Source organism: Streptomyces sp. NPDC104226 (genome assembly GCF_055584085.1).
Genome location: NZ_JBVJMS010000003.1, coordinates 628552 through 654716, shown reverse-complemented (window position 1 = coordinate 654716; position 26165 = coordinate 628552). Strand labels below are relative to the sequence as shown.

The following is a 26165-nucleotide window of genomic DNA, read 5'->3' as shown; positions in this document are numbered from 1 at the left end:
TCGTCAGGTGCCTGGCTGTTCGCCCGGACTTTTCCCGCTTACTTCGCGGCGCGGGCCTCGGCCGGCAGCCATGCGAAGGAGGCGGCGGCGTCGGCGGCCTTGTACTCGAGACCGACAAAGCCCTGGTAGCCGGCCTTCTGGAGCTGGTCGAGCAGCTCTTCGAGGGGCAGCTCGCCGGTGCCGGGGGCACCTCGTCCCGGCTTGTCCGCGATTTGGACGTGACCGGTCTTGGCGGCGTACTTTTCGATGACCTCGGAGAGGTCCTCATCGTTCATCGCCAGGTGGTACAGGTCGAGCAGGAACTTGGCGTTCCCGAGGCCGGTGGCCTCGTTCACCTTGTCCACTACCTCGATGCCGGCCGGGGCGCTCACCAGGGGGTAGAGCGGCGACTCGGGCTTGTTCAGGGTCTCGATCAGGAGGATCGCGCCGACGCGGTCCGCGGCCTGAGCCGCCACGACCAGGTTCTTCAGGGCGAGCTCGTCCTGAACGGCCGGGTCCACGCCTTCGACGCGGTTGCCGTAGAGGGCGTTCAGCGCCTTGCAGCCAACGGAGGCGGCGAAGTCCGCGGCCACGTTGATGTTGGCGTTGAAGCGCTCCGACTCCTCACCGGGAACCGACACCGCACCGCGGTCCGGGCCCGGCAGCTGGCCGGCGTAGAAGTTCAGGCCCACCAGCTGGGTGCCGGCGTCCTCAAGAGCGGCCTTGAGGGCGTCGAGCTCCTCCTGAGCGGGGGTGGGGGTCTCGATCCAGGGCCACCACAGCTCGACCGCCGTGAAGCCCGCTGCGGCGGCAGCCGCGGGACGCTCCAGGAGCGGGAGTTCCGTGAAGAGGATCGAAAGATTTACATCGAAGCGCTGGTCCGTGTATCCCATGAGGGGTGTGCGCTCCTTCCGTATTGCGGAAGTTAGTTTCTGCCTGATGGAAGACTGCAAGCAGGGCGGCCCGGTTGTCAAGTACCGCCTCCCGAAAAGTCCGGACTGCCAGGTAGCTTGAGCGGCGTGCGATTGAGAGTGGAGTTCACGACCGAGCCCTTCGATCTAGAAGAGGCCCCTGCCCATGCCGTAGCCGCTCGCGAGGTCATCCAGACGGCCCAGCTGGACGCGGTGGACGTCGGCCCGTTCGGCAACACCGCCGAGGGCGAGTCCGACGCGGTGCTGACCGCGGTCGCCGCCCTGCTGCGGAACTCCCTGGAGGCCGGAGCCACGCGCGTCTCGCTCCAGGTCAACGTGATCGGGGAGGACACGCCATGACCGAGCCCCGGGACCACCCGTTCGTCGCCGCGGTCAAGCCGCTGGTGGACGCCATGGGCGGCGAGCTGATGGACCCGTCCCTGGCCCAGCCGGACGACGTCGTGCTCGCGTGGGAGGGTCAGGACCTGCTGGCCGTACGGCTTCCGCAGCTCTCCGACTCGCTGGACCACATCCTGGCGGCGCTGGAGCGCCGGCACGGCGTACCGTTGTCCCAGCTCGACCGGAAGTCCAAGCAGGACGTCGTGCGGATACTGGAGGCGCGGGGCGCCTTCTCGGTCCGGCACGGTGTGGAGACGGTCGCGGGAGCCCTGGGCGTGAGTCGCTTCACGGTCTACAACTATTTGAACCGGGACTCAAACACTCCCAAAGGGTCCACCGCGACCAACCAAGAGTGAATCCTGATTGACCCACCGTGACGAGCCGCCGCCCAATTCACCCGGGCGGCGGCTTTTGTGTACGGGAAGTTTCAACAAAGTGTTGACGCCGTGTTGTCGAGGGCGTTAGCTATGCGCAGCCCGTCAAAGCAACAACAGGCCACGGAGGCCTACCGTGACTTCGAGTCCGACCCCGGGTCTCACCCGGTTCAACGCCTTGGACGACAGCGCGGCCACGGCCGAGCTGCACGAGGTGTGTGCCAGCTCGGCATGGGGCAGCAAGCTGCTCGCCCAGCGCCCCTTCACCAACGCCGACACCCTGTTCTCCGCGAACGAGGCCGCCATGGCCGAGCTCACCGCGGAGGACCTGGGCGAGGCGATGGGTGGCCACGCGCCGATCGGCCGGCCGAAGCCGGGAGACCCGACCTCCGCCCGCGAGCAGCGTGGCATGGCCGGTGCCTCTGAGGAGCTCAAGTCCGAGCTCCTCGAACTGAACCTGGCCTACCAGGAGAAGTTCGGCCACGTCTTCCTCATCTGCGCCACCGGTGCGACCGGTGAGTTCATGCGGGACGCGGTCAAGGTCCGGATCGAGAACTCGCCGGAACAGGAGCGGGAAATCGCTCGTGGCGAGCTCGTCAAGATCAACCGGATTCGGCTGACCCGTCTCGTGGAATCCGTAGAAGGAGAGTAAGACCGAGCATGAGCACTGAGACCACCGCGTCGGTGTCCACGCACATCCTGGACACCAGCATCGGAAAGCCCGCCGAAGGCGTCGCGATCTCCCTGTCGGCCCGTACGGGTCTCGACGGCGAGTGGGCGGCCCTGGGTGGCTCCGCCACCGATGCGGACGGGCGCTGCAAGGACCTGCCGGCTCTGCCGGAGGGCACCACCCACGTGCGTCTCGACTTCGAGACCGAGACGTACTTCTCCAAGAAGCAAGCCGCCGAGGCACAGCAGGACGCCCCCCGCGTAAGGGACAGCGGTGCGTTCTTCCCCGAGGTCACCATCACCTTCGCGGTGAACCCGGGCGAGCACTACCACGTACCGCTGCTGCTCAACCCGTTCGGCTACTCCGTTTACCGAGGGAGCTAGCATGGCCACCATTCTGGGCCAGAACCAGTACGGCAAAGCAGAGAACCGCGTTGTCAAGATCACGCGGGACGGCGACACCCACCACATCAAGGACCTGAACGTCTCGGTCGCCCTCTCCGGCGACATGGACGACGTCCACTACTCCGGCTCGAACGCCAACGTCCTTCCGACGGACACCACCAAGAACACGGTGTACGCGTTCGCCAAGGAGTACGGCATCGAGTCCGCCGAGCAGTTCGGCATCCACCTGGCGCGTTGGTTCGTCAACAGCCAGGAGCCGATCCAGAAGGCCCGCATCCGGATCGAGGAGTACTCCTGGTCCCGGATCGCGACCTCGGACGCGAACTCCAAGTTCATCGGCTCCGACGAGGTGAACCACTCGTTCGTCCGCAACGGCGGCGAGACCCGGGTCACCCAGATCACGTACGACGGCAAGAACTGGGAGGTCATCTCCGGCCTCAAGGACCTCGTCGTCATGAACTCCACGAACTCCGAGTTCTGGGGTTACGTGAAGGACAAGTACACGACCCTGAAGGAGGCCTACGACCGCATCCTGGCGACCCAGGTTTCGGCTCGTTGGCGCTTCAGCTGGTCGGACGACGACCAGCGGATGCCGAACTGGGAGAAGTCCTACGCCGAGACCCGGAAGCACATGCTCCAGGCCTTCGCGGAGACCTACTCCCTGTCGCTGCAGCAGACCCTGTACCAGATGGGTTCGCGCATCATCAACCACCGTTCGGAGATCGACGAGGTTCGCTTCTCGCTCCCGAACAAGCACCACTTCCTCGTCGACCTCGAGCCCTTCGGTCTCAAGAACGACAACGAGGTCTACTTCGCCGCGGACCGTCCGTACGGTCTGATCGAGGCGACGGTCCTCCGCGACGGCGTTGACGCCCGTATCCCCGTGGACATGACCAACCTCTGATGTGGCACGCGCGTCCCGGGGCTCCGCAGTGGCCCCGGGGCGGCGCGGCACCCGTCAGCCCACCCAACACTTTCAACTTCCTGAATCGGCACCCGGACGCACCACACGGGGCGGCAGTACTGTCAGCTGTCAAGGCCCCCGGCTCCGGCACTCAAATCCCCTGGGTTTTGCCGTGCCCGCACCGCCACTGAAAGCACGAGGAAGTCCCATGGCAGCATCGGCAGCCCATGACAGCGCCGTAGAGCGCATCGTCATCGAAAACTGTGCGATTGCGACCGTTGACGCCAACGACACCGAGTACGCCTCGGGTCACGTGGTCGTCGCCGGTAACAAGATCGAGTTCGTCGGCGCGGGCAAGGCCCCCGAGAACCTCGAGAACGTCGTCCGCCGCATCGACGGCACCGGACACCTCGTGACCCCCGGTCTGGTCAACACGCACCACCACTTCTACCAGTGGATCACGCGTGGCCTGGCCACCGACCACAACCTCTTCAACTGGCTGGTCGCGCTGTACCCGACGTGGGCGCGCATCGACGAGCAGATGACGTACACGGCCGCGCAGGGCTCCCTCGCCGCGATGGCCAAGGGTGGCGTCACCACCGCGATGGACCACCACTACGTCTTCCCCAAGGGCTCCGGCGACCTGTCCGGGTCGATCATCCGCGCCGCCTCCGAGATGGGCGTCCGCTTCACCCTCGCCCGCGGCTCGATGGACCGCAGCGAGAAGGACGGCGGCCTGCCGCCGGACCACGCGGTCGAGACCCTCGAGGGTGCCCTCGCGGACACCGAGGCGACCGTGAAGAAGTACCACGACGCCTCCTTCGACGCGATGACCCAGGTCGCCGTCGCCCCGTGCTCCCCCTTCTCGGTCTCCACCGAGCTGCTGAAGCAGGGTGCCGAGATGGCCCGCCGCCTGGGTGTGCGCATGCACACGCACGGCTCGGAGACCGTCGAGGAAGAGCAGTTCTGCAAGGAACTGTTCGGCATGGGCCCGACCGACTACTTCGAGTCGACCGGCTGGCTCGGCGAGGACGTGTGGATGGCGCACAGCGTCCACATGAACGACTCCGACATCGCCGCGTTCGCCCGCACCAAGACCGGTGTCGCGCACTGCCCGTCCTCCAACGCCCGTCTGGCCGCCGGCATCGCCCGCGTCCCGGACATGCTCGCCGCCGGTGTCCCGGTCGGCCTCGGCGTGGACGGCACCGCCTCCAACGAGTCCGGTGAGCTGCACACCGAGCTGCGCAACGCGCTGCTGATCAACCGCCTGAACCCGGTCCACCGCGAGCGCGCGCTCAACGCCCGCCAGGCCCTGCGCCTCGGTACCTTCGGTGGCGCCCAGGTCCTCGGCCGCGCCGACAGCATCGGTTCGCTGGAAGCCGGCAAGTGCGCCGACTTCGTGCTGTGGAACCTGAACACCCTCCTGCACTCCTCGATCGCCGACCCGGTCACGGCCCTGGTCTTCGGTGCGGCGGCCCCGGTCACCGCGTCGTTCGTCAACGGCAAGCAGATCGTCGAGAACAACCGTCTGCTCTTCGCCGACGAGGACGCCATCGCCGTGTCCACGCGGGAAGAGGCCCAGCGCCTCGCGCGGATCTCCGCGCAGGCCTGATCCCACGGAGTCCGGCCGGGGGGGACGGCCCCCGGCCGGCGGCCGCGGACCCGAGCGGGGTCCACGGCAGCTGTTCCCGGGTAGCGCCCGAGGTTTTTCCGAGGGCGCCCCGGGAGCGGTGACTCGTGCCAGTCGCTCTGTCGAACGTGCCATGGGCCCCGCAGCCCGTGTACCGCGCCACTGCTACGGCACCTCCAGCTCACTTCGACTTCCTCACCGGCGGCCCCCGGGCCGCCCCTGCGTGGAAACGCCTCGGGCGAATCGTTTCCGCACCCCTTGGGACAAGCATTCGCAACACCGCACCACCGCAGCACCACACCACCCTCACAACTCCATACAGAGCTCGACTCGCACAGCTTTCGCATCACCTCCCAGACACATCACGTCCCTGCCGGCGTGTTTAACAGTTCGGAGGAAGCCGTGGCCCAGGCGCCCAGGTTTCGCAAAGACGCAGTCGCAGTACCGCAGGCCTCGGACGACGCAGGGGGAAAGCACCCGGTCGACGAGACTCTGCCCCCGCTGAAGATGTTCACCAGCGGTCTCCAGCACGTAGCCGCCATGTACGCGGGTGTGGTTGCCCCGCCCATGATCGTCGGACCGGCCGTCGGCCTCTCCGCCACCGAGACCGCCTTCCTGATGGGCGCCTCGCTCTTCACCGCAGGACTCGCCACCCTCCTCCAGACCCTCGGTTTCTGGAAGATCGGCGCCAAGCTCCCCTTCGTCAACGGCGTTTCCTTCGCCGGTGTGACCCCGATGATCGCCATCGGAAAGGGTGAGGGCGACAACGCCATCCCGATCATCTTCGGCGCGATCATCGTCGCCGGAATCCTCGGCTTCTTCGCCGCCCCGTACTTCGGCAAACTGGTCCGGTTCTTCCCGCCGGTCGTCACCGGTACGGTCATCACCCTGATCGGCGTCTCGCTGCTCCCCGTGGCCTTCAACTGGTCGCAGGGCGGGAACAGCCACGCCACCGACTACGGCTCGATGAAGAACATCGCCATGGCCGCGGTCACCCTCGCCATCGTCCTGCTGATGCGCAAGTTCCTGCGCGGCTTCCTCCAGCAGATCTCCATCCTCCTCGGCCTGGTCGCCGGCACGCTCATCGCGCTGCCGCTGGGCATGACGAACTTCGACGCCGTCAAGAACGCCGACTTCATCGGCTTCCCGACGCCGTTCCACTTCGGGGCGCCGCAGTTCCAGGTCGCCGCGATCATCTCCATGTGCATCGTGATGCTCGTGTGCATGACGGAGTCCACCGCCGACATCCTCGCGCTGGGCAAGATCGTCGGCCGTCCGGCGGACGCGAAGACCATCGAGGGCGGCCTGCGCGCCGACACGCTCGGCAGCGCGCTCAGCCCGCTGTTCAACGGCTTCATGTGCAGCGCCTTCGCGCAGAACATCGGCCTGGTCGCCATGACCAAGGTCCGCAGCCGGTTCGTGGTCGCGGCCGGCGGCGGCATCCTCATCCTGCTGGGACTGTGTCCCGTCGCCGCCTCCTTCATCGGAGTCGTACCGCTGCCGGTCCTCGGCGGCGCGGGCATCGTCCTCTTCGGCTCGGTGGCCGCCAGCGGCATCCAGACCCTGGCCGGCGCGGCCATGGAGAAGGGCGAGAACGCCCTGATCGTCGCCGCCTCGCTCGGCATAGGCCTGATCCCGATCGCGGCCCCGAACTTCTACCACGCCTTCCCCGAGGACCTGCTGGTCGTCCTCGACTCGGGCATCAGCACCGGCTGCGTCGTGGCCATCCTGCTGAACCTGGCCTTCAACCACCTCGGTGCCAAGAAGGGATCGGCCGCGGCCGCCCCGGATCCGGTACTGGTGCACTGACCGGGCTGTTCCCGGCCGGTGGACGGACACGGCGGTGCGGACGTCACCCACTGCGGGGCTGACGTCCGCACCGCCGTACGCGTTTCGGGCGCGGTCGGGCCTACGGGCGCCCCGGGCGCGGGCCCCCGGGCCTGGCGTGCCCGGGCTTAGGAGCGCGCCCACGTTCTGCGGGCGCCCGGGTCTCAGGGCCAAGCCCGGGCCTACCGGCCACCCGGGCCTACCGGCCACCCGGGCCTACCGGCCACCCGGGCCTACCGGCCCTACCGGCACGCCGGGACCGCGGGGGCGGAGCTGTCCGGGACCGGGTCCGACCAGATGTCCGGCGGGACGGTCCGCACGCGGTGGCCGCGGCGGTCCAGTTCCTGTGCCTCCGACTTGCGGACGTGCAGGGCCACCGCCGAGTCCGTGATGCGCAGGCCCGGCAGCCGCCGGGTGAGCTCCGCCGTGTAGCGGGAAAGGTCCTCCACCGTGCGCAGCCTGGCCCCGATCATGAAGTTCCAGGGGCCGCTGACGGACATGCAGACACGGGTCTCGCGCAGCCCCGCGGCGACCGCCGCGCAGTCGGCGAGCTCGAACTCGGAGGCCTCCGCCCACAGCGTCGCCGACACCGGCCAGCCCGACAGGGCCGAGGCCAGCGCACAGCTGTAGCGCAGGCTCAGCCCGCCCTCCAGCCGCGCCAGCCTGCGCCGTACGGTCGACTCGCTCATCCGGAACTCCCGGGCCAGCGAGGCCACGGTGCGCCGCGCGTCCGAGGCCAGGGCCAGGACCAGCGGCCGGTCCTCCTCCTGGAGCGGTGCCACCGCAGGCCGGTCCGGGCCGGAAGCCGCGGGCCGCCTGGTCCGCCGGGTCAGCAGGCCGATCTGGGTCGGGGTCAGCTGGTCCAGGCGCCAGCGGTCGGAGGCGTAGTGCACCGCCGTCACCATCGAGGTGCGGGTGCCCACCACGCCGGGGATCCGCTGCACCCGGCAGGACAGGTAGGCGTACAGCGTCGGCAGGTCGGGTACCGCCACGAAGACGAGCAGGTCCCGGCTCCCGGTGGTGTGCTCGATCCCCAGTGCGTGCGGGTCCGCCACGAGCGCGTCCCCCACCGAGGGCGAGGTGCCCGCGGTGCACGTGACCTCCACCCACGCCATGCAGGGCTTCGTGACGCCGTTGCGCAGCCCGAGTCCGCTCATCCATGCCTCGCCGGACCCGGTGAGCCGCTCCCAGCGGCGGGCCAGGGTGTCCGGGCGCGCGCCGAGGACCGGACCCAGCAGTTCCCAGCTCGCACGGGGTGCGAGCTGCAGTGCGTGGACGAGTGCCCGATCCGTGTCGTCGATGGCGGAAATGGCCGAGTTCATACCCTCCCCTGGTGGATCTCCCGGTCGGTGGCGGGACAACGGGACTATGAGCAGATCATCTCTCTTTGTGCGTTCAGCTGTTGACCACATGACGGTGCGCACGTGTCGGACAGAGCGGGAGGATGTGTGGGGGAGGCCGGTTCGGGCGTGCGGCAGGCGGTGCCCGCCGAACTGTCGAGCTTCATCGGGCGGGAGCGGGAGCTCAACGCCCTCGCCACCCTGCTCGCCACGGAACGCCTGGTCACGCTCACCGGACCGGCCGGCATCGGCAAGACCCGGCTCGCGGTGCGCACCGTCCGCGCCTTGGGGGCCCTGGGGGCCTTGGGCGACCGGGACGGCCCGGACGCGGTCTGGGTGGACCTCGCGGGACTGCCCGAGCGGTGCTGGGACGGTCTTGCGGGGGAGCTCGCAGACCGCCTGGCGGGGCGTGCGGCGCTGCTCGTGCTCGACGGCTGCGAGCAGCTGGGGGAGGCCGGTGCGGGGCTCGTGGCCGAGCTGCTGCGGCTTCCGGGGCTACGGATTCTGGCCACCTCGCAGCGGCGGCTGCGGATCGCCGGGGAAGCGGTGCTCGCGGTACCGCCGCTGTCGGTGCCGACCGCGCCCTCCGTGCAGCCGCTGCCCCCGTCCCGAACGGTCCTGCCGGGGCACGGTGCGCCCGACCCCGCCCGGCGGTTCCCGGTGGCGGACGTCGCCGGGTACGCGGCCGTACGGCTCTTCGCGGAGCGGGCGCGCGGCGCGGACCCCTTCTTCGAGCTGACCGACCGCAACGCGGGCGCCGTGGCAGCGCTCTGCCGGGCGCTCGACGGGATCCCCGGGGCGCTGGAGCTCGCGGCGGGCCGCTCGCACCAGTACGCGCCCGCGCAGGCGCTCCGCAGACTCGGCTCCGACCCGCTGGGGTTCCTCGCCGGGGGCGCGGGCCGCAGCGCCCGCGTGGATGCCGAACGCTCGCTCCGGCTGGCCTCGCCGGCCGAACGGCTGCTCTGGGAGCGGCTCTCCGTCTTCGCGGGCTCCTTCGACAGGGCGGCCGTCGCCGAGGTGTGCGGCTTCGGGACGCTGACCCCGGACACGGCAGTCGAGGCTCTGCTCCGGCTGGCCCCGGGCCTGATCGCGGACGCCGGACCCGGCCGCTACCGGCTGCCGCTGTCCGTACGGGCGTACGCGGCCCGGCGGCTCGCGCACGGACCCGCCGGGGACGGCGCGACGACGGCCCGGCGCCACCGCGAACGCTGCCGGGTGGTGGCGGAGCGGGCCGCGCAGTTGTGGCGCGCCGGTGCGCAGGGCGAGGCGCGCGCCCTCGCCCTGAGGGAACTCCCCGAGCTGCGCGCGGCGATGAACCCGCTCGCCGCGGGAGGACCGGGCGCAGCCCTGGAGATCGCGGTGTCCCTGTGGTTCCTGTGGTCCGCGTGCGGGATGGCGGCGGAGGGGCGCAGGCACGTGGAACGCGCCCTGGCCGTGCACCCGGCGCCCCGGCCCGCCGGGGCCCTGTGGCTCGCGGCGTGGCTGGTCGCGGCCTTCGGGGAGGCGGACGGCGCCGACCCCCTGCTGGTGGAGGCGTGGCAGGAGGCCGTCCACGAGGGGGAGGACGCCTGCCTGGCGTACCTCGCGCACCTGCGCGGAACGCTCGCGCTGTGGGAGAGCCGGTACGAGGACGCCGTCGAGGAGTACCGGGAGGGACTGGAACTCCTCCCGGCGGACCCGGACTTCGGCCCCGGCCGGGAAGCCCTGCGCGCCGCGCACACCCTGGCGCTCGCCCGTACGGACCCGGCCTCGGTCCCGGTCGGGGACGGCCCGCCGGCCGGCGGGCCGGACGGCTCGGCCGACCTGTGGGCCCGGTCCTGGGCGAGCTGCGCCCACGCCGTGGTCCAGCGCGACGAGGGCCACCCGGGACAGGCCCGTAGAGCACTGCTGAGCGCGCTCCGGACCCAGTTCGCGCTGGACGACACCCTCGGCCAGGCCTTCTCGGTGGAGCTCCTCGCCGAACTGGAGGCGGACCAAGGCCGCTACGCCGAAGCCGCCCGGCTCCTCGGCGCAGTCTCCCGCACCCGCCCGCCCGCGGCCCGGGCCCCCCGCGTCCAGCACGCGGTCCGCGCCGGCCTCACCCCGCAGGCCTTCCGCACGGCCTACACCTCGGGCATCCGCACACCCCTGCGCGAACTCCTGCCGGAACTGGCGGGCTGACCGGGCGCTCGCCGCGCGCCGCGCGCCGCTCAGCAGGTCGAGTGGAAGAGCCCGCCCACGCGCTCGGTCGCGGCCAGCCGGTTGTAGAGCTCGACCGCGGCGGTCGTCTCCTCGACGTGGACCTCCACCCCCGCGTCCTGGAGCAGCCGCAGCGTCCCGGGCATGGTGTGGAGCCGCAGCTCCATCCCGCGGCTGAGGACGGCGACCGTGCAGCCGCGGTCGAGGAGCCCGGTCACGTCGGCGGGCTGGATGCCCGGCTCGTGCCGGGTGCCGTGCTCGGCCCAGTCCCAGGACCGGCCGCCGCCCGGGTACAGCACGAAGTCCTTGCCGGGCGGGAGCCCCTCCACCTCCATGCGGCCCCAGGAGAGGTGCGTGACGAGCGGGGAGCGTGCGGGAGGCTCCCACGCCATCAGGTTGCTCATCAGCTCGGCCTGCTCGACGGCGTCGTCCAGGGCGTGATGGGTGTGCGGCCGCCGGGAGAGCAGCTCGCGCGGCATGCGTCCCTTGACGGCGGCGCGGAGCGGGACCCGGGCCTTGGCCGCGTAGAGGGTCTTCATGTCCAGGCAGCCCGAGTGGCCGAAGGGGCTGTCGCCGCCGAAGTTCATCAGGTACCAGTACAGGAAGGTCCAGTCGAAGGAGGCCGGATAGGCGCACATCACCGGCTGCGCCCCCGCCGAGACCTTGCGCACCCAGGCGCGGAACTCGGCCATGGCGAGGGCCGGTTCGAGGCCCTCGCGCTTCAGGCGGTCCCGGTCCAGGCCGCTGACCGCGAGCGCCTCGGGCACGTACGCCTCGCTGATCGGGCGCAACTCCCGGTAGAAGGTGCTCCGCTGCGGGTCGGCGGCCGTGTACGAAGCCCCGTCCTGCCGCCCGGCCACGGCGGCCCCGAAACTGATCATCGAGTACGGCCCGGGGATCGGCCCGTCGGCTTCGACGTCGACGGAGATGTAGAGACTGGGACGCGCCGGACGGGCGGAGCGGGCGGTACCGACTGAGGTCATGCCGCGAGCATCCCACCCGGACCGCACGCGATCACCCGAATATAGGCTGGTACGCGGCTCCTGCAGGCCGCAACGCCGCCCCGACCTCCGCCCCGAAGGAACGCAATGCCCGATCGCAGCACCCCGTTCACCCTGGGCGGAGCCCCCTTCACCATCACCCGCGCGGAAGTCGAGGCGGCCGCCGCCGGCCTGGACCCCGCCGACAGCGCGCGTGGCCTCGCCTACGTGTGGTACGCCCTCGTCGGCACGGACCTCCACTACGTCGTGGCCCTCGCCGCGGCCGCCGCCGGGGAGCCGCTGCCCGTCCGTCCCACGCGCTACGTCAAGGAGGCCCGGCTCGCCCTCAAGAGCCTCGGCTACCCCATCGTCTGCTGGGCCGACTCCGAACTCCTCGACAAGGGGCATCCGTTCCACACCGGCTGAGCCCGCACGGCACGCCGCCCCCGGCCCGGGGCTCCGGAACGGGGGCTGCGTGCCGTACGGCTGTGGCTACGGGGCCGGGGTGAGGTACATCCCGCTCTGGTCGGTCCCGGCGGTGTTCTTGCAGGCGAAGCCGTTGGTCGCCGGCTGTGCCACGACCAGGGCCAGGCAGCGGCCGGCCGCGAGCTGCCCGAAGTAGTTCGGGTGCATGGACTCCTGGATCAGCCCCTGCGTCTCGCTGCTGTCGATCCAGCGCGCCCACTCGCTCGTCTTCGCCGAGGCCGGCGCCGCGGTGGTCACCTGCTTGCTCGCCTTCGCGCACACCTCGCGCCCCTGCATCATGTCCTTCAGGTCCAGGAACTGCGCGCCCTTGGCCGTGGCGACCGCCTTGAGCCGCCCGGCGATCTGCGGCACGAGGGAGTCCCGCGCCCAGTCGGAGTCCTTGTTCCAGAAGGGACACCCGCCGGTGTTGAGCCGGCTCCAGTCGCTCTGGGTGTACCGGTTCTCCGCGCCGCGCGGGATCGGCGACGGGTAGGACTGGAGCACGATCCGGTACGAGGAGTCGGCGTATCCGGCGCCGCGCATGACGGCCCGCACCTCGTCCACGGACTTGCCGACGTCGGCCATGACCCGGTCGATCTTCGCGTCCACACCCTCCTGCTGGTCGTCGTAGCAGTAGGAGTTCCAGATCACGAAGTCGTACGCGCACTCCTTGATGATGTCGGCGAAGCCGAGGTCGTTGCCGCCGATGGACAGCGCGATGACCTTGACGTTGTTGCTCGCCGCCACGGCCGCGAGCTGATCGGCCTGCGGGGCCTCGCCCTTGAAGGCGACGCCTCCGTTGGAGGCGCGGAACACGTTCTGCGAGACCGCCCCGGAGCAGGCCAGGTTGATCGCGACGTCGGCGAGCGGCCCCGCGCTCTTCACCTCGGCGGAGTCCGACCGGTGGCATCCGCCCGCGGTGGCCCCGTAGACCTTGCCGGGGTCGTAGCTGCTGCCGGTCACCCAGGCCCGGTCGGTGCCGGTCCGGTTCCCGCTGTTGGTCAGGCTGTTGCCCTTCCAGCGTCCGGCTTCCCCGGAGATGTAGCTGTCGCCGAGGGAGACCACGGCCGTGGGGCCGTTCCCCGGTCCCGCCACGGCCGTTCCGGCCCCTGCGGCGACCAGGGCCCCGGCGACGAGCGGCACTGCCATCCCGATCCCGGCCAGTCGTCGCACCCGACGGGCCCGGTCCATGTTCTCGCTGCGCATTCCGGTCACTGCGGAACTCCTGCGGTCGGCCATGCGGAAGCCGGGAACAACTCCGGTGCATGGCGGGGTAAGTGGGGGTTACCTCCGGCCGGTGGCAATCGGAAAGGTGCCACCCCGCGCGTTGTTACCGCTAGGTACGGGCAAGTTACGAACAAGTAACAACCGACCGGTCGTTCGGCGCCGACGGGTCGGGCGCACTGGGTGCGGACGCACGAGAACGCCCCCGGAGCCGGAAGGCTTCGGGGGCGTTCTCGTACTGCTCGGCGGTCCGGCTGCTGTGCGATTCAGCCGGAGGCGGGGTGTCAGCCGACGAGCTGGTCGTACGCGGGGAGGGTGAGGAAGTCCGCGTAGTCGGCGTCGAGCGAGACCTGGAGGAGGAGGTCGTGGGCCTGCTGCCACTTGCCGTTCTCGAAGGCCTCGTCGCCGACCTCGGTGCGGATCGCGGCGAGTTCGGCGGCCGCGACCTCGCGGGCGAGGTCGGCGGTGGCGAGCTTGCCGTTCTCGAAGACCACGCCGGCGTTGATCCACTGCCAGATCTGCGAGCGCGAGATCTCGGCCGTGGCGGCGTCCTCCATCAGGCCGAAGATGCCGACGGCGCCGAGGCCGCGCAGCCACGCCTCGATGTAGCGGATGCCGACCTGGACGGCGTTGCGCAGGCCGTCGTACGTGGGCTTCGCGTCGAGGGAGTCGATCGCGATGAGCTCGCCGGGGGCGACGGAGACGTCCTCGCGGAGCCGGTCCTTCTGGTTGGGCTTCTCGCCCAGGACGGCGTCGAAGGAGGCCATCGCGATCGGGACCAGGTCGGGGTGGGCGACCCAGGAGCCGTCGAAGCCGTCGCCGGCCTCGCGGTCCTTGTCGGCCTTGACCTTCTCGAAGGCGACCTTGTTGATCTCCGCGTCCTTGCGGGACGGGATGAAGGCCGCCATGCCGCCGATGGCGTGGGCGCCGCGCTTGTGGCAGGTCTTGACCAGGAGCTCGGTGTACGCCCGCATGAAGGGGGCGGTCATCGTCACCGCGTTGCGGTCCGGCAGGACGAACTTCTCGCCGCCGTCACGGAAGTTCTTGACGATGGAGAAGAGGTAGTCCCAGCGGCCGGCGTTCAGGCCCGCCGCGTGGTCGCGCAGCTCGAAGAGGATCTCGTCCATCTCGTACGCGGCCGTGATGGTCTCGATCAGCACGGTCGCGCGGACGGTGCCCTGCGGGATGCCGACGTAGTCCTGGGCGAAGACGAAGATCTCGTTCCAGAGGCGCGCCTCCAGGTGGGACTCGGTCTTCGGCAGGTAGAAGTACGGGCCCTTGCCGAGCGCGATGAGGCGCTTGGCGTTGTGGAAGAAGTACAGGCCGAAGTCGACGAGGGAGCCGGAGGCCGGGCCGCCCTCGAACTGCAGGTGGCGCTCCTCCAGGTGCCAGCCGCGGGGGCGCATCACGACGGTGGCGAGCTCCTCGGCGGGCTTGAGGGCGTACGCCTTGCCCGTGCGGGCGTCGGTGAAGTCGATGCGGCGCTCGTAGGCGTCGATCAGGTTGACCTGGCCGAGGACCACGTTCTCCCAGGTGGGGGCCGAGGCGTCCTCGAAGTCGGCGAGCCAGACCTTGGCGCCCGAGTTCAGGGCGTTGATGGTCATCTTGCGGTCCGTCGGACCGGTGATCTCCACACGGCGGTCGTTCAGCGCGGCCGGGGCCGGCGCCACCTTCCAGTCGCCCTCGCGGACCTGTGCGGTGTCCGGGAGGAAGTCGAGCGTGGAAGTGCGGGCGATCTCGGCGCGGCGCACGGCGCGGCGGGCGAGGAGCTCGGCGCGGCGGGGGGCGAACCGCCGGTGCAGCTCCGCGACGAAGGCGAGAGCCGCGTCGGTGAGGACCTCGTCCTGCCGGGGCAGGGGCTCGGCGTCGACGATGGCCAGCGACGGCGCTGGTGCGGACATATCTGTCACTCCTTCAGCGGCGGTGCCTGGCGGCCGCGGGGAATGCTCGCGCAAGACGGCACGCAGTGCCGTCGGGTGTGGAGAGTTCCGGGATACGGTCGCGGGCGCCGTCTGGGGGTTCAGGGCGCTTCTGACCAGTGGATAGTAATTTCCTCATGGTGGAAGTTCAATGGTTTGTTGATGTCGAGATTCTCTGAGTCGACAGATTCCGGTTCCCGGGCCACTTCCGGTGGCCCTCAGTGCCATCGCGGTCACAGCCCGCTCAGGCGAGTCGTGCCAGGTCGGGAGGGGTGTCGATGTCGAAGGCCTCCGCGATGTCACCGCATTCGACCAGCGTGAGCTCGTCCGCGTGCGCCGAGAGGTGCACCCGCGCGCCCTTGTCGCCCGTGGCCGTCGCCACGATGTCCGGCCAGCGGTCCGCCCCGAACAGCACCGGGTGCCCGCGCTCGCCGTCGTAGGCCGCCGCCACCAGGCTCGCGGGGGACCGGTAGGCGGCCCGGACCCGGGCCACCGCCTCCGGGCCGATGCCCGGCTGGTCCACCAGGGAGACCAGGGCCGCGCGGGCGCCCGTACCGGCCAGCGAGGCGAGGCCGACCCGCAGGGAGGAGCCCATGCCCTCGGCCCAGTCGGGGTTGTCCGTCACCACGCACCCGCTCAGGTCGGCGCGCTCGCGCACCTCGGCCGCGGAGGCGCCGAGCACCACGTGCAGCGGGCCGCAGCCCGCCTCGCGCAGGACCCGTACGGCGTTCTCCACCAGCGGGCGGCCCCGGTAGGTCAGCAGGGCCTTCGGGCGGCCGCCCAGGCGCCGGCCGCCGCCGGCGGCGAGGAGCAGGCCGGCGATCACCGGGGGAACGGAGCCGTCGGCTGCCGCCGCGGGCCGATGGGGCTGCCGTTGCTGGTCTGAGGTGCTGCTGTGGTCCGACATGCCACCGATTCTCGCTCGCGCCGCAGGAGGCGCCGTACGGCGGCCAGCGCGGCACCCACGCGCAGGGGCTCGGCGATCCGGTTCTCGGCGGCGGTGAGCAGGTTCCGTTCGTCACGGTCGGTCAACCCATTCGACATTGCGGCATCTCCTTGCCAATCGGCGGCCAATGCAGCGAGTCTGGACCCGGATTGGCCTGGCAGGCAGAGCCAATCAGGGGAGGTTGGCATGGCAAACGGGCGAGTGGTCCAGACGGCGGACAGAACGATCGGCAGCCGCCAGCTCGCGGCCCTGCTCCCGGCGGAGGTACGGGCCCGCCCCGGCTACCGGTCCCTGGCCGACGCCGTCCGCACCCTGATCCTCGACGGCCGGATCGCCCTGCACGTGCGCCTGCCCGCCGAACGCGAGCTCGCCGAGGCGGTCGGCGCCAGCCGGGCCACCGTCACCGGCGCCTACGACCTCCTGCGCGAGAGCGGCTACGTCCGCAGCCGCCGCGGTTCCGGAACCTGGACCGAGCTCCCCGACGGCCACCGCCCGGTCGGCGCGCACGCCCTCGTCGGCGCCGGCGGCTACCACGCCGACGGAGACCCCGGCATCGACCTCGCCATCGCCGCCATGGGCGCCCCCGAGGGCACCCTCACCGAGGCCGTGGCCTGGGCCGCGCCCAGGCTCCCGGCCTTCGCCCGCAGCCCCGGCTACCACCCCTTCGGGCTGCCCGACCTGCGGACCGCCATCGCGGAGCGGTTCACCCGGCGGGGACTGGCGACCCGGCCGGAGCAGATCCTCGTCACGGCGGGCGCCCAGCAGGCGTTCGCCCTGGTGGTGAGCATGCTGTGCCGGCCCGGGGACCGGGTGATGACCGAGAACCCGACCTACGCCAACGCCCTGGACGCCCTGCGCCACGCACGGCTGCGCACCGGGTCGATCGCCGTCTCCGACGCGGGCTGGGACCTGGAGATCGCCGAATCCGCGCTCCGCCAGACCGTGCCGAGGCTCGCCTACGTGATCCCCGACTTCCACAACCCGACGGGAGCCCTCATGCCGGAGGAGCAGCGGCTGCGGCTGCTGGCGGCGACCCGGCGGACCGGGACCTGGCTGGTGGTCGACGAGACCATCGCCGACATCGCGCTCGACGCGCCCGCGCCCGCCCCGCTGGCCTCGCTCGCGCCGAAGGGCGGGGCGGACCACGTGGTGACCATCGGCTCGCTGAGCAAGACCCACTGGGGCGGGCTGCGCGTCGGGTGGATCCGGGCCACCGCCAAGATGATCACCGAGCTGACGGCGGTACGGGTGGCGGCCGACATGACCGGCTCGGTCCTGGACCAGCTGGTGGCGCTCCCGCTGCTGGAGGGGCTGGAGCGGACGCTGCCCGCCCGGCTGGAGCGGCTGCGCGGGCAGCGGGCGGCGCTGATCGCTTCGCTGGAGCGGCACACGCCCGAGTGGTCCTGGCGGGTGCCGCCGGGCGGTCTCTCGCTCTGGGTGGACCTGGGCGAGCCGGTCAGCTCCGCGCTGGCGGACCGGGCGGCGGCGGCCGGGGTCAACATCGGGCGCGGCGCGCGGTTCGGGGTGGACCCCGGGACCTTCGAGCACCGGCTGCGGATCCCGTACACGCTGGCGGCGGAGCAGCTGGACGAGGGCGTACGGAGGCTCGCGGAGGCCTTTCACGGGGGCGTGCCGCTGCCTTCGGCGGTGGACCGGCCGTACTGGGTGGCCTAGCCGGGGGCGCCCCGGGCCCCGGGCGGGTGGGCGGGCCCTGCGGGGCGAAGTCCCCTACCCGCCCTTCCTCCGTTCCCCGGGCTGCGCCCGGACCCCTTCCGGGGCTCGGCCCCGGACCCCGGTCCTCAAACGCCGGACGGCTGGAAAGACCACACCCCGGCGGGTCCGGGGTGGAAGGGCGTAGGAGACGGCACCGCAGGGTGTGGTCACGGCGTGCGGATCAGGCGGCGGGTGGCGGCTGCGGCCACGGCCGAGGTGCGGGAGTCGACGCCCAGCTTCGCGTAGATGTGGACCAGGTGGGATTTGACCGTGGCCTGGCTGAGGAAGAGCTCCTTGGAGATCTGCTGGTTCGACAGGCCGTCCGCGACCAGCTGGAGCACCTCCAGTTCGCGCTTGGTCAGGGCTTCGGCGGGGGTGCGCATGCGGTCCATCAGGCGCAGCGCCACCGCCGGGGCCAGCGCCGACTGGCCGGCCGCCGCGGTGCGGACCGCCGCCGCCAGCTCCTCCGGCGGGGCGTCCTTGAGGAGGTAGCCCGAGGCGCCCGCCTCCACCGCGGCCAGGATGTCCGCGTCCGTGTCGTACGTGGTCAGGACCAGCACCCGGGGGGACGGGGACCCGGCCGTGATCAGGGCCGTGGCCGCCGAGCCGTGCATGCCGCCGCCGGGGCCGAACTGGAGGTCCATCAGGACCACGTCGACCCCGGCGGAGCGGGCCAGCTCCACCGCCCGTTCCGCCGTGGCCGCCTCCGCGACCACCTCGAAGTCCGGCTCCGTGTCCAGCACCGCGCGCAGCCCGGCCCGGACCACGGGGTGGTCGTCGGCGAGGAGCAGGCGGATCGTCATGACAGGGCCTCCGCGGGCAGGGGAAGGGTGACGGCCACGGCGGTGCCCTGGCCGGGGGCGGACTCGACCGTGAACAGGCCGCTGAGGGTCTCGGCCCGCGAGCGCATCGCCGGCAGCCCGAAGCCGCCCCCGCCCGAGGGGGCGGAGGAGGCCGCGCAGGGGTCGAAGCCCCTGCCGTCGTCGACGATGTCCAGGGTCACGGAGGAGTCCATGAAGGTCAGGGTGATCTCGGCGCGTCCGGCCTCCGCGTGCCGCACCACATTGGCCAGCGCCGACTGCGCGATCCGCAGCAGCGCCACCTCGTAGGGGGTGGGCAGCGGGCGCGGGGCGCCGCTCAGGGAGAAGCGGACCCGGGGGCCCGGAGCCCCGGTGCAGAGGCGCTCCAGCGCGGCCGGCAGCGACCCGTGCTCCAGGTCCGGAGGCGTGAGGGCCCGTACGAAGCGACGCGCCTCGGCGAGGTTCTCCTGGGCGGCCTCCCGGGCCCGGCCGATGTGCGGAAGGGCCGCCGAGCCCTCGGGCAGGCTGCGTTCCGCGGCCCGCAGGAGGAGCTGGATGGACGACAGGCCCTGCGCCAGGGTGTCGTGGATCTCCCGGGCCAGCCGCTCCCGCTCCGCCAGGATCCCGGCGCTCCGCTCGGCCGCCGCGAGCTCGGCCCGGGTCGTGATGAGCTCCTCGATCAGCTCGCGGCGCCGCTCGCTCTCCCGGTACAGCGCCTGGTAGCCCAGTACGGTCGCCACCGCCACGGCGCCGCCCAGCAGCGGCCCGAGGAAGGCTCCCGGGGTCACCGCGCTGCTGTGCGCGAGGAAGCCGCCGATCGCCGTGGCCGCCGTCACGGCGACGGCAGCCACGCCCCAGCGCAGCCGCAGCAGGTGCAGCTCCAGGAAGTACAGCGGGAAGGCGATCCACAGCCCGTCGGGGGAGACCACCAGCAGCGCGGCCCAGGCCGTGCACAGTCCGGCCAGCCACACGGCCCCGGCGCGCGCCGAGCGGTGCACCGCGGGGGTCAGTACGCCCGCGAGGTACACGCCGGCCAGCACCGCGCAGGCCGCGACCACCCAGCCGGCCAGCGGCGCCGAGTCGGCGACGGCCCGCCCGGCGGCGAGGGCGAGCAGGCCGAACAGCAGCGCGTGCAGGCACAGCCGCAGGATGCGGGAGACGGGGGTGAGGGTGCGGACGCCGGGGGCGGCGGGGTGCGCGGGCGAGGCGGGTGCGGGGCCGGCGGCCGCGGCGGGCGGGAACGAAGGAGTCATGGCCTGACCAGCGTAAGTCCGGGTCCGGGGGCCCCGGTCAACCAAAGGATTGATGTCTTGGTGCGCCCTTCGATACGAGGATCCCTACTGTGGCGCGATGCCTTGTGTCCACGCGGAAGACCAAGGTGGGGAACATGTTCGTCGCATGGAGAGATCTACGGTTCGCGAAGGGCCGTTTCGCCCTGATGGGGTCGGTCGTACTGCTGATCACGCTGCTGGTCGGCCTGTTGTCCGGGCTCACCGCGGGCCTGGCACGGGAGAACATCTCGGCCGTCACCGGGCTGCCCGCCACCACCCGCCTCGCGTTCGCCGCGCCCGCCGGGGACCAGAAGGTCTCCTTCACCAACTCCCAGGTGCCCGAGAAGGCCTGGCTGGCCTGGCGGGAGCAGCCCGGGGTGACCTCGGCGCAGCCGCTGGGCATCCGCACCACCAACGTGGTCTCGGGTGAGCGCACGGCGGCCGTGTCCGTCTTCGGCGTGGATCCGGCGGGCCCCCTCGCGCCCCGGGACGGCGGTCTCGCCCAGGGCGGGGTGGTCCTCACGGAGAAGGCCGCCAAGGAGCTCGGCGGGCTGACCGCCGGGGCGAAGCTCAGGATCGGCCAGGTCGAGACGACCGTGGCCGGCGTCTCCGGCACGGCCGCCTACAGCCACACCCCGGTCGTCTGGATGGACCTCAACGACTGGCAGCGCGTCGGGAACCCCGGCACATCCATCGACACCCTCGCCACCGTCGTGGCCCTGGACGGCAAGGGCGTCGACTGGGCGGCCGGCGACCGGGCCACCGGCACCAGGGCGCAGACCGTCGACGAGGCCCTGAGCGCGATCGGCTCCTACACCTCCGAGAACGGCTCGCTCCAGCTGATGCGCGGGTTCCTCTTCGCCATCTCGGCCCTGGTCATAGGAGCCTTCTTCACCGTCTGGACCATCCAGCGCAGCGGGGACATCGCCGTGCTGAAGGCACTGGGTGCCTCCACTCCGTACCTCCTCAAGGACGCCCTCGGGCAGGCGGTGGTGATGCTGGTGCTCGGCACCGGCGCGGGCACCGCGCTCGCGGCCGGCTTCGGAGCGCTGATCAGCGGCGGTGCCGTGCCCTTCGTCCTCGACGCCGCCACCGTGCTGGTCCCGGCCGCCGTCATGATCGCGCTCGGCGCGCTGGGCGCCGCCCTGTCCATCCGGCGGATCACCGCCGTCGACCCCCTGACCGCTCTCGGGAGCGCCCGATGACCCTGCTCGTGCACGACGTCACGCTCACCTACCCGGACGGCGACGGCCGCCTCACGGCGCTGGACGCGGTCGGCCTGGAGGTGCCCGCGGGCACCCTGACGGCGGTGGTCGGCCCCTCCGGTTCCGGGAAGTCCAGCCTGCTGGCGGTCGCCGCCACCCTGGTCACGCCCGACGCGGGCCGGGTGGTCGTGGCGGGGCAGGACACCTCGCAGCTCGGCGCGGGCGAGAAGTCGGCGCTGCGCCGGGAGAAGATCGGCATCGTCTTCCAGCAGCCGAACCTGCTGGCCTCGCTCACCGCCGCCGAACAGCTCCAGGTGATGGCCCACCTTTCCGGCCGGCCGGCGCGAGCCCTGCGCCGGCGGGCCCTGGAGCTGCTGGACGCGGTGGGCCTGGCCGACAAGGCCGACAAGCGGCCGCACCAGCTCTCTGGAGGGCAGCGCCAGCGGATCAACATCGCCCGGGCCCTGATGAACGAGCCCGCCGTGCTGCTGGTCGACGAGCCCACCAGCGCCCTCGACCACGAGCGCGGCGCCGCGATACTGGATCTGCTGGTCACCCTCACCCGCGAGCGCTCCACGGCCACCGTGCTGGTCACCCACGACCACGCACACCTGGAGCGCATGGACGCCACGGCGTCGATGACGGACGGCCGTCTGACCCAGGGCGCGGACTCCGTCCCGGCGGCCTGACCGGCGCCATCAGCGGCACAGCCCCCTCCGGCAGCCCGGAGGGGGCTGCGCCGTGCGCCCCCGGCGCGTCCGGGGGTACGCGAGAGCCCGGCGCCCCTTCGGAGGGGCGCCGGGCTCTTTCGGGTCTACCGCCCGGCCGGGGCCTACGCCGGGTTCTGGCTCTGCAGGGCCACCGACAGCTCGGCCGCGACGCCCTGGAGGATCGGCACGAAGGACTCGGCCACGGCCTCGGTCACCCGGCCGGCCGGGCCGGAGATGGAGATCGCGGCGGCGGTCGGCGAGTTCGGCACGGAGACCGCCAGGCAGCGGACTCCTATCTCCTGCTCGTTGTCGTCGACTGCGTAGCCCACCCGCCGGACGACCTCCAGGGCGTCCAGGAAGCCCTCGGGGGTGGTGATGGTCTTCTCGGTCGCGGCGGGCATCCCGGTGCGCGAGAGGAGCGCCCGGACCTCTTCCGCGGGGGTGTACGCGAGCAGCGCCTTGCCCACGCCGGTGGAGTGCGGCAGCACCCGGCGGCCGACCTCGGTGAACATGCGCATCGAGTGCTTGGAGGGCACCTGGGCGACGTAGACGATCTCGTCCCCGTCGAGCAGGGCCATGTTCGCGGTCTCGCCGGTCTCCTCGACCAGACGCGCCAGGTACGGGCGGGCCCAGGTGCCGAGCAGCCGCGACGCGGACTCGCCGAGGCGGATCAGCCGGGGTCCGAGGGAGTACCGTCGGTTGGGCTGCTGCCGGACGTAGCCGCACGCCACGAGGGTGCGCATGAGGCGATGGATGGTGGGCAGCGGCAGACCGCTGGCGGCGGAGAGCTCGCTGAGGCCGACTTCGCCCCCGGCGTCGGCCATGCGTTCGAGCAGATCGAAGGCGCGCTCGAGGGACTGGACGCCACCGCTGGCGGCGGTGGGCTTGGTGGAGGCGTCGGTGGTGCTGGCGCTGGACGTCGGCACGGGCGCGGTCCTTTCGGTGCTGGCAGGCAAGCAAGCAGCCTACCGGTCGGTCTGCGTCGGCCCTAGAGCCGGGGCGATGCCGTCCCCGCCGGTCAGAGGCGGTTTGTCCTGGTGGCGGACGTCCTCGGGAAGTTACCCGTCCGGTTCCTGGTGGTGGTAGCTACATTCTGCATAGCGAAATCTTAATTCCATCCTGTGGAAACATCCAATTGCGGTACGTAGACGTCAGTGGTCCGTCCGGGCGCTCTTGACTGGTTCCGGATCGACGTGAAGACTCCGTCAACAGAACGTTGAATTTCGCTCTGTGGAAGTAGATGGGGAGGTTCCGGTGTCCGACCTGGCTGTGGAACTGGTACTGCGCTCGACGCGCGTCATCACCCCCGAGGGGACGCGTGCCGCTTCGGTGGCCGTCGCCGGCGGGAAGATCGCGGCCGTGCTGCCGTACGAGGCCGACGTACCGGCCGGGGCCCGGCTGGAGGACTTCGGCGACGACGTGCTCCTCCCCGGCCTGGTCGACACCCACGTCCACGTGAACGACCCCGGTCGTACCGAGTGGGAAGGCTTCTGGACGGCCACCCGCGCCGCCGCGGCCGGTGGCATCACCACCATCCTCGACATGCCGCTGAACTCGCTGCCGCCGACCACGACCACCGCCAACCTGGTGGTCAAGCAGGACGTGGCGCGGACCAAGGCGCACGTGGACGTCGGCTTCTGGGGCGGTGCGCTCCCGGACAACGTCAAGGACCTGCGCCCGATGCACGACGCCGGCGTCTTCGGCTTCAAGTGCTTCCTGTCGCCCTCCGGCGTCGACGAGTTCCCCCTCCTCGACCAGGAGCAGCTGGCCGCCTCGCTCGCCGAGATCACCGGCTTCGGCGGCCTGCTGATCGTGCACGCCGAGGACCCGCACCAGCTGGACTCCGCGCCGCAGAACCCGGGCCCCAAGTACGCCGACTTCCTGGCCTCCCGTCCGCAGGACGCCGAGAACGACGCCATCCGCAACCTGATCGACCAGGCGAAGCGACTGAACGCGCGCGTCCACGTCCTGCACCTGTCCTCCGCCTCCGCTCTGCCGCTGATCGCCGCGGCCAAGGCCGAGGGCGTACGGATCACGGTCGAGTCCTGCCCGCACTTCCTCACCCTCACGGCCGAGGAAGTCCCGGACGGCGCCACCGAGTTCAAGTGCTGCCCGCCCATCCGCGAGTCCGCCAACCAGGACGTCCTGTGGGACGCGCTCGCCGACGGCACGATCGACTGCATCGTCTCCGACCACTCACCCTCCACCGCGGACCTCAAGACCGGCGACTTCGCCACCGCGTGGGGCGGCATCTCCTCCCTCCAGCTGGGCCTTCCGGCCATCTGGAGCGAGGCGAAGAAGCGCGGCCGCACCCTCGAGGACGTCGTCCGCTGGATGTCCACCGCCCCGGCCGCCCTCGCCGGTCTGGCGAGCAAGGGCGCGATCGAGGCCGGCCGCGACGCCGACTTCGCCGTCCTGGCCCCCGAAGAGACCTTCACCGTGGACCCGGCCCACCTGCACCACCGCAACCAGGTCACGGCGTACGCGGGCAAGACCCTGCACGGCGTCGTGAAGTCCACCTGGCTGCGCGGTACGCAGATCGCCGACCACGGCACCCCGTCCGAGCCCACCGGCCGACTCCTTGAAAGGCAGAACTGACAGTGGCGATTGAATCCTTCACCGGCAACGCGAACCCGTACGGAGGCGGCGACCCGTACGCGGACTACCGCAGCGCGGACTTCCCGTTCACCCAGTACGCGAACCTCGCCGCCCGTGAACTCGGCGCCGGTGTCATCGAGGCCAACGACGAGTTCTTCGCCCAGCGCGAGAACCTGCTGATCTCCGAGGCCGCGCACTTCGACCCCGAGGACTTCGGCCACAAGGGCAAGGTCATGGACGGCTGGGAGACCCGCCGCCGCCGCGGCATCTCCGCCACCCAGCCCTGGCCGACCCCCGAGGACCACGACTGGGCGCTCGTACGCCTGGGCGCCCCCGGCGTCATCCGCGGCATCGTCGTCGACACCGCCCACTTCCGCGGCAACATGCCGCAGGCCGTCTCCGTGGAGGCCACCAACTGGGAGGGCGCCCTCGCGCCGACCCCGGCGGAGCTCCAGGGCGACGACATCAAGTGGACGACCATCGTCCCCCGCACCCCCGTCGGCGGCCACGCGGCCAACGGCTTCGAGGTCGACGCCGAGCAGCGCTTCACGCACCTGCGCGTCAACCAGCACCCCGACGGCGGCATCGCCCGCCTGCGCGTCTACGGCGAGGTCGTCCCGGACCCGAAGTGGCTCGCGGCGCTCGGCTCCTTCGACGTGGTGGCCCTGGAGAACGGCGGCTCCGTCCAGGACGCCTCCAACCGCTTCTACTCCCCGCCGACCAACACCATCAACCCGGGCCGCTCCCGCAAGATGGACGACGGCTGGGAGACCGCCCGCCGCCGCGACAACGGCAACGACTGGATCCGCTACCAGCTCGTCGCCGAGTCCGAGATCCGCGCCGTCGAGATCGACACCGCGTACCTCAAGGGCAACTCGGCCGGCTGGGCCTCGCTGTCCATCAAGACCGGCGAGGAGGGCGAGTGGACGGAGTTCCTGCCGCGCACCCGCCTGCAGCCCGACACCAACCACCGCTTCGTGCTCGACGCCCCGGCGGTCGGCACGCACGTGCGCATCGACATCTTCCCGGACGGCGGCTTCTCCCGCCTGCGCCTCTTCGGCGGGCTGACGGAGGCCGGCACCGCCGCGCACACCGCCCGTCACCAGGAGCTGGGCGGCTGACGCTACCCTCGTGACCGCCCCGGGGGCCGACACCCCCGGGGCACGCGCGAACACCCCGCAGGGGCGCACCGTTTCGACGGTGCGCCCCTGCGGGCGTTGCTAGCCTGCCCCTACGGCGGAGACCCAGGGGGGCCACGATGGAGCAGAGCACGCCACGCACGACGGAGCAGCGGCGCGAGGACGCGCTGGCCCGGTTCGGGAGCGACGTCGACGTCTGGGTTGCCACCGCGGACGCCGAAGGCGTCGCGACCCTCGTGCCGCTCTCCTTCCGGTGGGACGGGGAGACCTTCCTGCTGTCGACGGGACGCACCCTGCCCACCGGACGCAACCTCGCGGCGAGCGGCCGTGCCCGGCTGGCCTTCGGCGCGACCCGCGACGTGGTCCTCGTCGAGGGCTCCGTGACCCGGCTGGAGGCGGCGGAGCTCGCACCCGGCGAGATCGAGGCCTTCGCCGCGCACTCCGGCTTCGACCCGAGCGCCCTCAAGACGCCCTATCCGTACTTCCGGGTCACGCCCGTGTGGATCCAGGCCTGGCGCGAGGCCGACGAGATCGCCGGCCGCGACCTGATGAAGGCGGGCCGCTGGCTGCCCTGACGGG

The 26165-nt window shown here is 71.7% G+C and carries 25 protein-coding genes; 15 read left to right on the top strand and 10 right to left on the bottom strand.

The window, feature by feature from the left end:
• Positions 1-38: 38 nt before the first annotated feature.
• Positions 39-872, bottom strand: a complete 834-nt coding sequence (locus ACZ60J_RS12870) for a TIM barrel protein (protein WP_469681308.1) — start codon at positions 870-872, stop codon at positions 39-41.
• Positions 873-998: 126 nt separating this feature from the next.
• Here ACZ60J_RS12870 and ACZ60J_RS12865 point away from each other — a divergent pair, with 126 nt between their 5' ends.
• The 7 genes from ACZ60J_RS12865 (at position 999) to ACZ60J_RS12835 (ending at position 7080) form a co-directional block, all read left to right on the top strand.
• A complete protein-coding gene (locus tag ACZ60J_RS12865) occupies positions 999-1250 on the top strand; it encodes a thiamine-binding protein (protein WP_469681306.1) in 252 nt (83 codons plus the stop codon).
• Positions 1247-1645: a helix-turn-helix domain-containing protein gene (locus tag ACZ60J_RS12860; protein ID WP_469681304.1), complete on the top strand. Its 399-nt coding sequence runs from the start codon at positions 1247-1249 to the stop codon at positions 1643-1645. Before ACZ60J_RS12865 ends, ACZ60J_RS12860 begins: the two co-directional genes overlap by 4 nt.
• Positions 1646-1799: 154 nt before the next feature.
• Positions 1800-2315, top strand: a complete 516-nt coding sequence (gene uraD / locus ACZ60J_RS12855) for a 2-oxo-4-hydroxy-4-carboxy-5-ureidoimidazoline decarboxylase (RefSeq protein ID WP_469681302.1) — start codon at positions 1800-1802, stop codon at positions 2313-2315.
• A gap of 8 nt (positions 2316-2323) precedes the next feature.
• On the top strand, positions 2324-2716 hold the full coding sequence (uraH, locus tag ACZ60J_RS12850; RefSeq protein ID WP_250740538.1) for a hydroxyisourate hydrolase: 393 nt from the start codon (positions 2324-2326) through the stop codon (positions 2714-2716).
• Position 2717: 1 nt separating this feature from the next.
• Entirely contained in the window at positions 2718-3641 is a 924-nt protein-coding gene (gene pucL / locus ACZ60J_RS12845; RefSeq protein ID WP_254381168.1) for a factor-independent urate hydroxylase, read from the top strand.
• 208 nt (positions 3642-3849) lie between these two features.
• On the top strand, positions 3850-5253 hold the full coding sequence (locus ACZ60J_RS12840) for an 8-oxoguanine deaminase (RefSeq protein WP_469681300.1): 1404 nt from the start codon (positions 3850-3852) through the stop codon (positions 5251-5253).
• A 420-nt stretch (positions 5254-5673) separates the two neighbouring features.
• Positions 5674-7080, top strand: coding sequence for a nucleobase:cation symporter-2 family protein (locus tag ACZ60J_RS12835; protein ID WP_469681539.1), 1407 nt, complete (start codon positions 5674-5676; stop codon positions 7078-7080).
• A gap of 260 nt (positions 7081-7340) precedes the next feature.
• Here ACZ60J_RS12835 and ACZ60J_RS12830 read toward each other — a convergent pair whose 3' ends face one another.
• Complete coding sequence (locus ACZ60J_RS12830) at positions 7341-8420, bottom strand: Lrp/AsnC family transcriptional regulator (protein ID WP_469681298.1); 1080 nt, start codon at positions 8418-8420, stop codon at positions 7341-7343.
• 126 nt (positions 8421-8546) lie between these two features.
• On the opposite strand from ACZ60J_RS12830, the gene ACZ60J_RS12825 reads away from it, so the two are divergent.
• Entirely contained in the window at positions 8547-10598 is a 2052-nt protein-coding gene (locus tag ACZ60J_RS12825; RefSeq protein WP_469681297.1) for an ATP-binding protein, read from the top strand.
• 29 nt (positions 10599-10627) lie between these two features.
• Here ACZ60J_RS12825 and ACZ60J_RS12820 read toward each other — a convergent pair whose 3' ends face one another.
• A complete protein-coding gene (locus tag ACZ60J_RS12820) occupies positions 10628-11599 on the bottom strand; it encodes an MTH938/NDUFAF3 family protein (RefSeq protein ID WP_469681295.1) in 972 nt (323 codons plus the stop codon).
• Between the two features lie 105 nt (positions 11600-11704).
• On the opposite strand from ACZ60J_RS12820, the gene ACZ60J_RS12815 reads away from it, so the two are divergent.
• A complete protein-coding gene (locus tag ACZ60J_RS12815; RefSeq protein ID WP_469681293.1) occupies positions 11705-12022 on the top strand; it encodes a hypothetical protein in 318 nt (105 codons plus the stop codon).
• A gap of 66 nt (positions 12023-12088) precedes the next feature.
• Here the strand turns inward: ACZ60J_RS12815 and ACZ60J_RS12810 are convergent, their stop codons facing one another.
• From ACZ60J_RS12810 to ACZ60J_RS12795, 4 genes are all read right to left on the bottom strand, one after another.
• Entirely contained in the window at positions 12089-13267 is a 1179-nt protein-coding gene (locus ACZ60J_RS12810; RefSeq protein ID WP_469681537.1) for an SGNH/GDSL hydrolase family protein, read from the bottom strand.
• Between the two features lie 302 nt (positions 13268-13569).
• A complete protein-coding gene (aceB, locus tag ACZ60J_RS12805) occupies positions 13570-15186 on the bottom strand; it encodes a malate synthase A (RefSeq protein WP_469681291.1) in 1617 nt (538 codons plus the stop codon).
• A 262-nt stretch (positions 15187-15448) separates the two neighbouring features.
• A complete protein-coding gene (locus tag ACZ60J_RS12800; protein ID WP_469681289.1) occupies positions 15449-16030 on the bottom strand; it encodes a nucleotidyltransferase family protein in 582 nt (193 codons plus the stop codon).
• A complete protein-coding gene (locus ACZ60J_RS12795; protein WP_469681287.1) occupies positions 16027-16248 on the bottom strand; it encodes a hypothetical protein in 222 nt (73 codons plus the stop codon). Before ACZ60J_RS12795 ends, ACZ60J_RS12800 begins: the two co-directional genes overlap by 4 nt.
• Positions 16249-16336: 88 nt before the next feature.
• On the opposite strand from ACZ60J_RS12795, the gene yczR reads away from it, so the two are divergent.
• Positions 16337-17824, top strand: a complete 1488-nt coding sequence (gene yczR / locus ACZ60J_RS12790) for a MocR-like transcription factor YczR (RefSeq protein WP_469681285.1) — start codon at positions 16337-16339, stop codon at positions 17822-17824.
• Positions 17825-18030: 206 nt separating this feature from the next.
• On the opposite strand, the gene ACZ60J_RS12785 is transcribed toward yczR, so the two are convergent.
• Positions 18031-18666, bottom strand: coding sequence for a response regulator (locus ACZ60J_RS12785; protein WP_469681283.1), 636 nt, complete (start codon positions 18664-18666; stop codon positions 18031-18033).
• Positions 18663-19916, bottom strand: a complete 1254-nt coding sequence (locus tag ACZ60J_RS12780; protein ID WP_469681281.1) for a sensor histidine kinase — start codon at positions 19914-19916, stop codon at positions 18663-18665. The genes ACZ60J_RS12785 and ACZ60J_RS12780 overlap by 4 nt, the downstream gene beginning before the upstream one ends.
• Before the next feature lie 134 nt (positions 19917-20050).
• Here ACZ60J_RS12780 and ACZ60J_RS12775 point away from each other — a divergent pair, with 134 nt between their 5' ends.
• Both ACZ60J_RS12775 and ACZ60J_RS12770 read left to right on the top strand, forming a co-directional pair.
• Complete coding sequence (locus ACZ60J_RS12775) at positions 20051-21139, top strand: ABC transporter permease (RefSeq protein WP_469681280.1); 1089 nt, start codon at positions 20051-20053, stop codon at positions 21137-21139.
• Positions 21136-21828: an ABC transporter ATP-binding protein gene (locus ACZ60J_RS12770; protein ID WP_469681278.1), complete on the top strand. Its 693-nt coding sequence runs from the start codon at positions 21136-21138 to the stop codon at positions 21826-21828. Before ACZ60J_RS12775 ends, ACZ60J_RS12770 begins: the two co-directional genes overlap by 4 nt.
• A gap of 143 nt (positions 21829-21971) precedes the next feature.
• On the opposite strand, the gene ACZ60J_RS12765 is transcribed toward ACZ60J_RS12770, so the two are convergent.
• Positions 21972-22775, bottom strand: a complete 804-nt coding sequence (locus tag ACZ60J_RS12765; RefSeq protein WP_469681276.1) for an IclR family transcriptional regulator — start codon at positions 22773-22775, stop codon at positions 21972-21974.
• 337 nt (positions 22776-23112) lie between these two features.
• Between ACZ60J_RS12765 and allB the strand changes: the two genes are divergently transcribed.
• The 3 genes from allB (at position 23113) to ACZ60J_RS12750 (ending at position 26161) form a co-directional block, all read left to right on the top strand.
• Positions 23113-24447, top strand: coding sequence for an allantoinase AllB (allB, locus tag ACZ60J_RS12760; RefSeq protein ID WP_469681535.1), 1335 nt, complete (start codon positions 23113-23115; stop codon positions 24445-24447).
• Between the two features lie 2 nt (positions 24448-24449).
• Positions 24450-25568, top strand: coding sequence for an allantoicase (gene alc, locus ACZ60J_RS12755; protein ID WP_469681275.1), 1119 nt, complete (start codon positions 24450-24452; stop codon positions 25566-25568).
• Between the two features lie 137 nt (positions 25569-25705).
• Complete coding sequence (locus tag ACZ60J_RS12750) at positions 25706-26161, top strand: pyridoxamine 5'-phosphate oxidase family protein (protein WP_469681273.1); 456 nt, start codon at positions 25706-25708, stop codon at positions 26159-26161.
• Positions 26162-26165 lie beyond the last annotated feature (4 nt).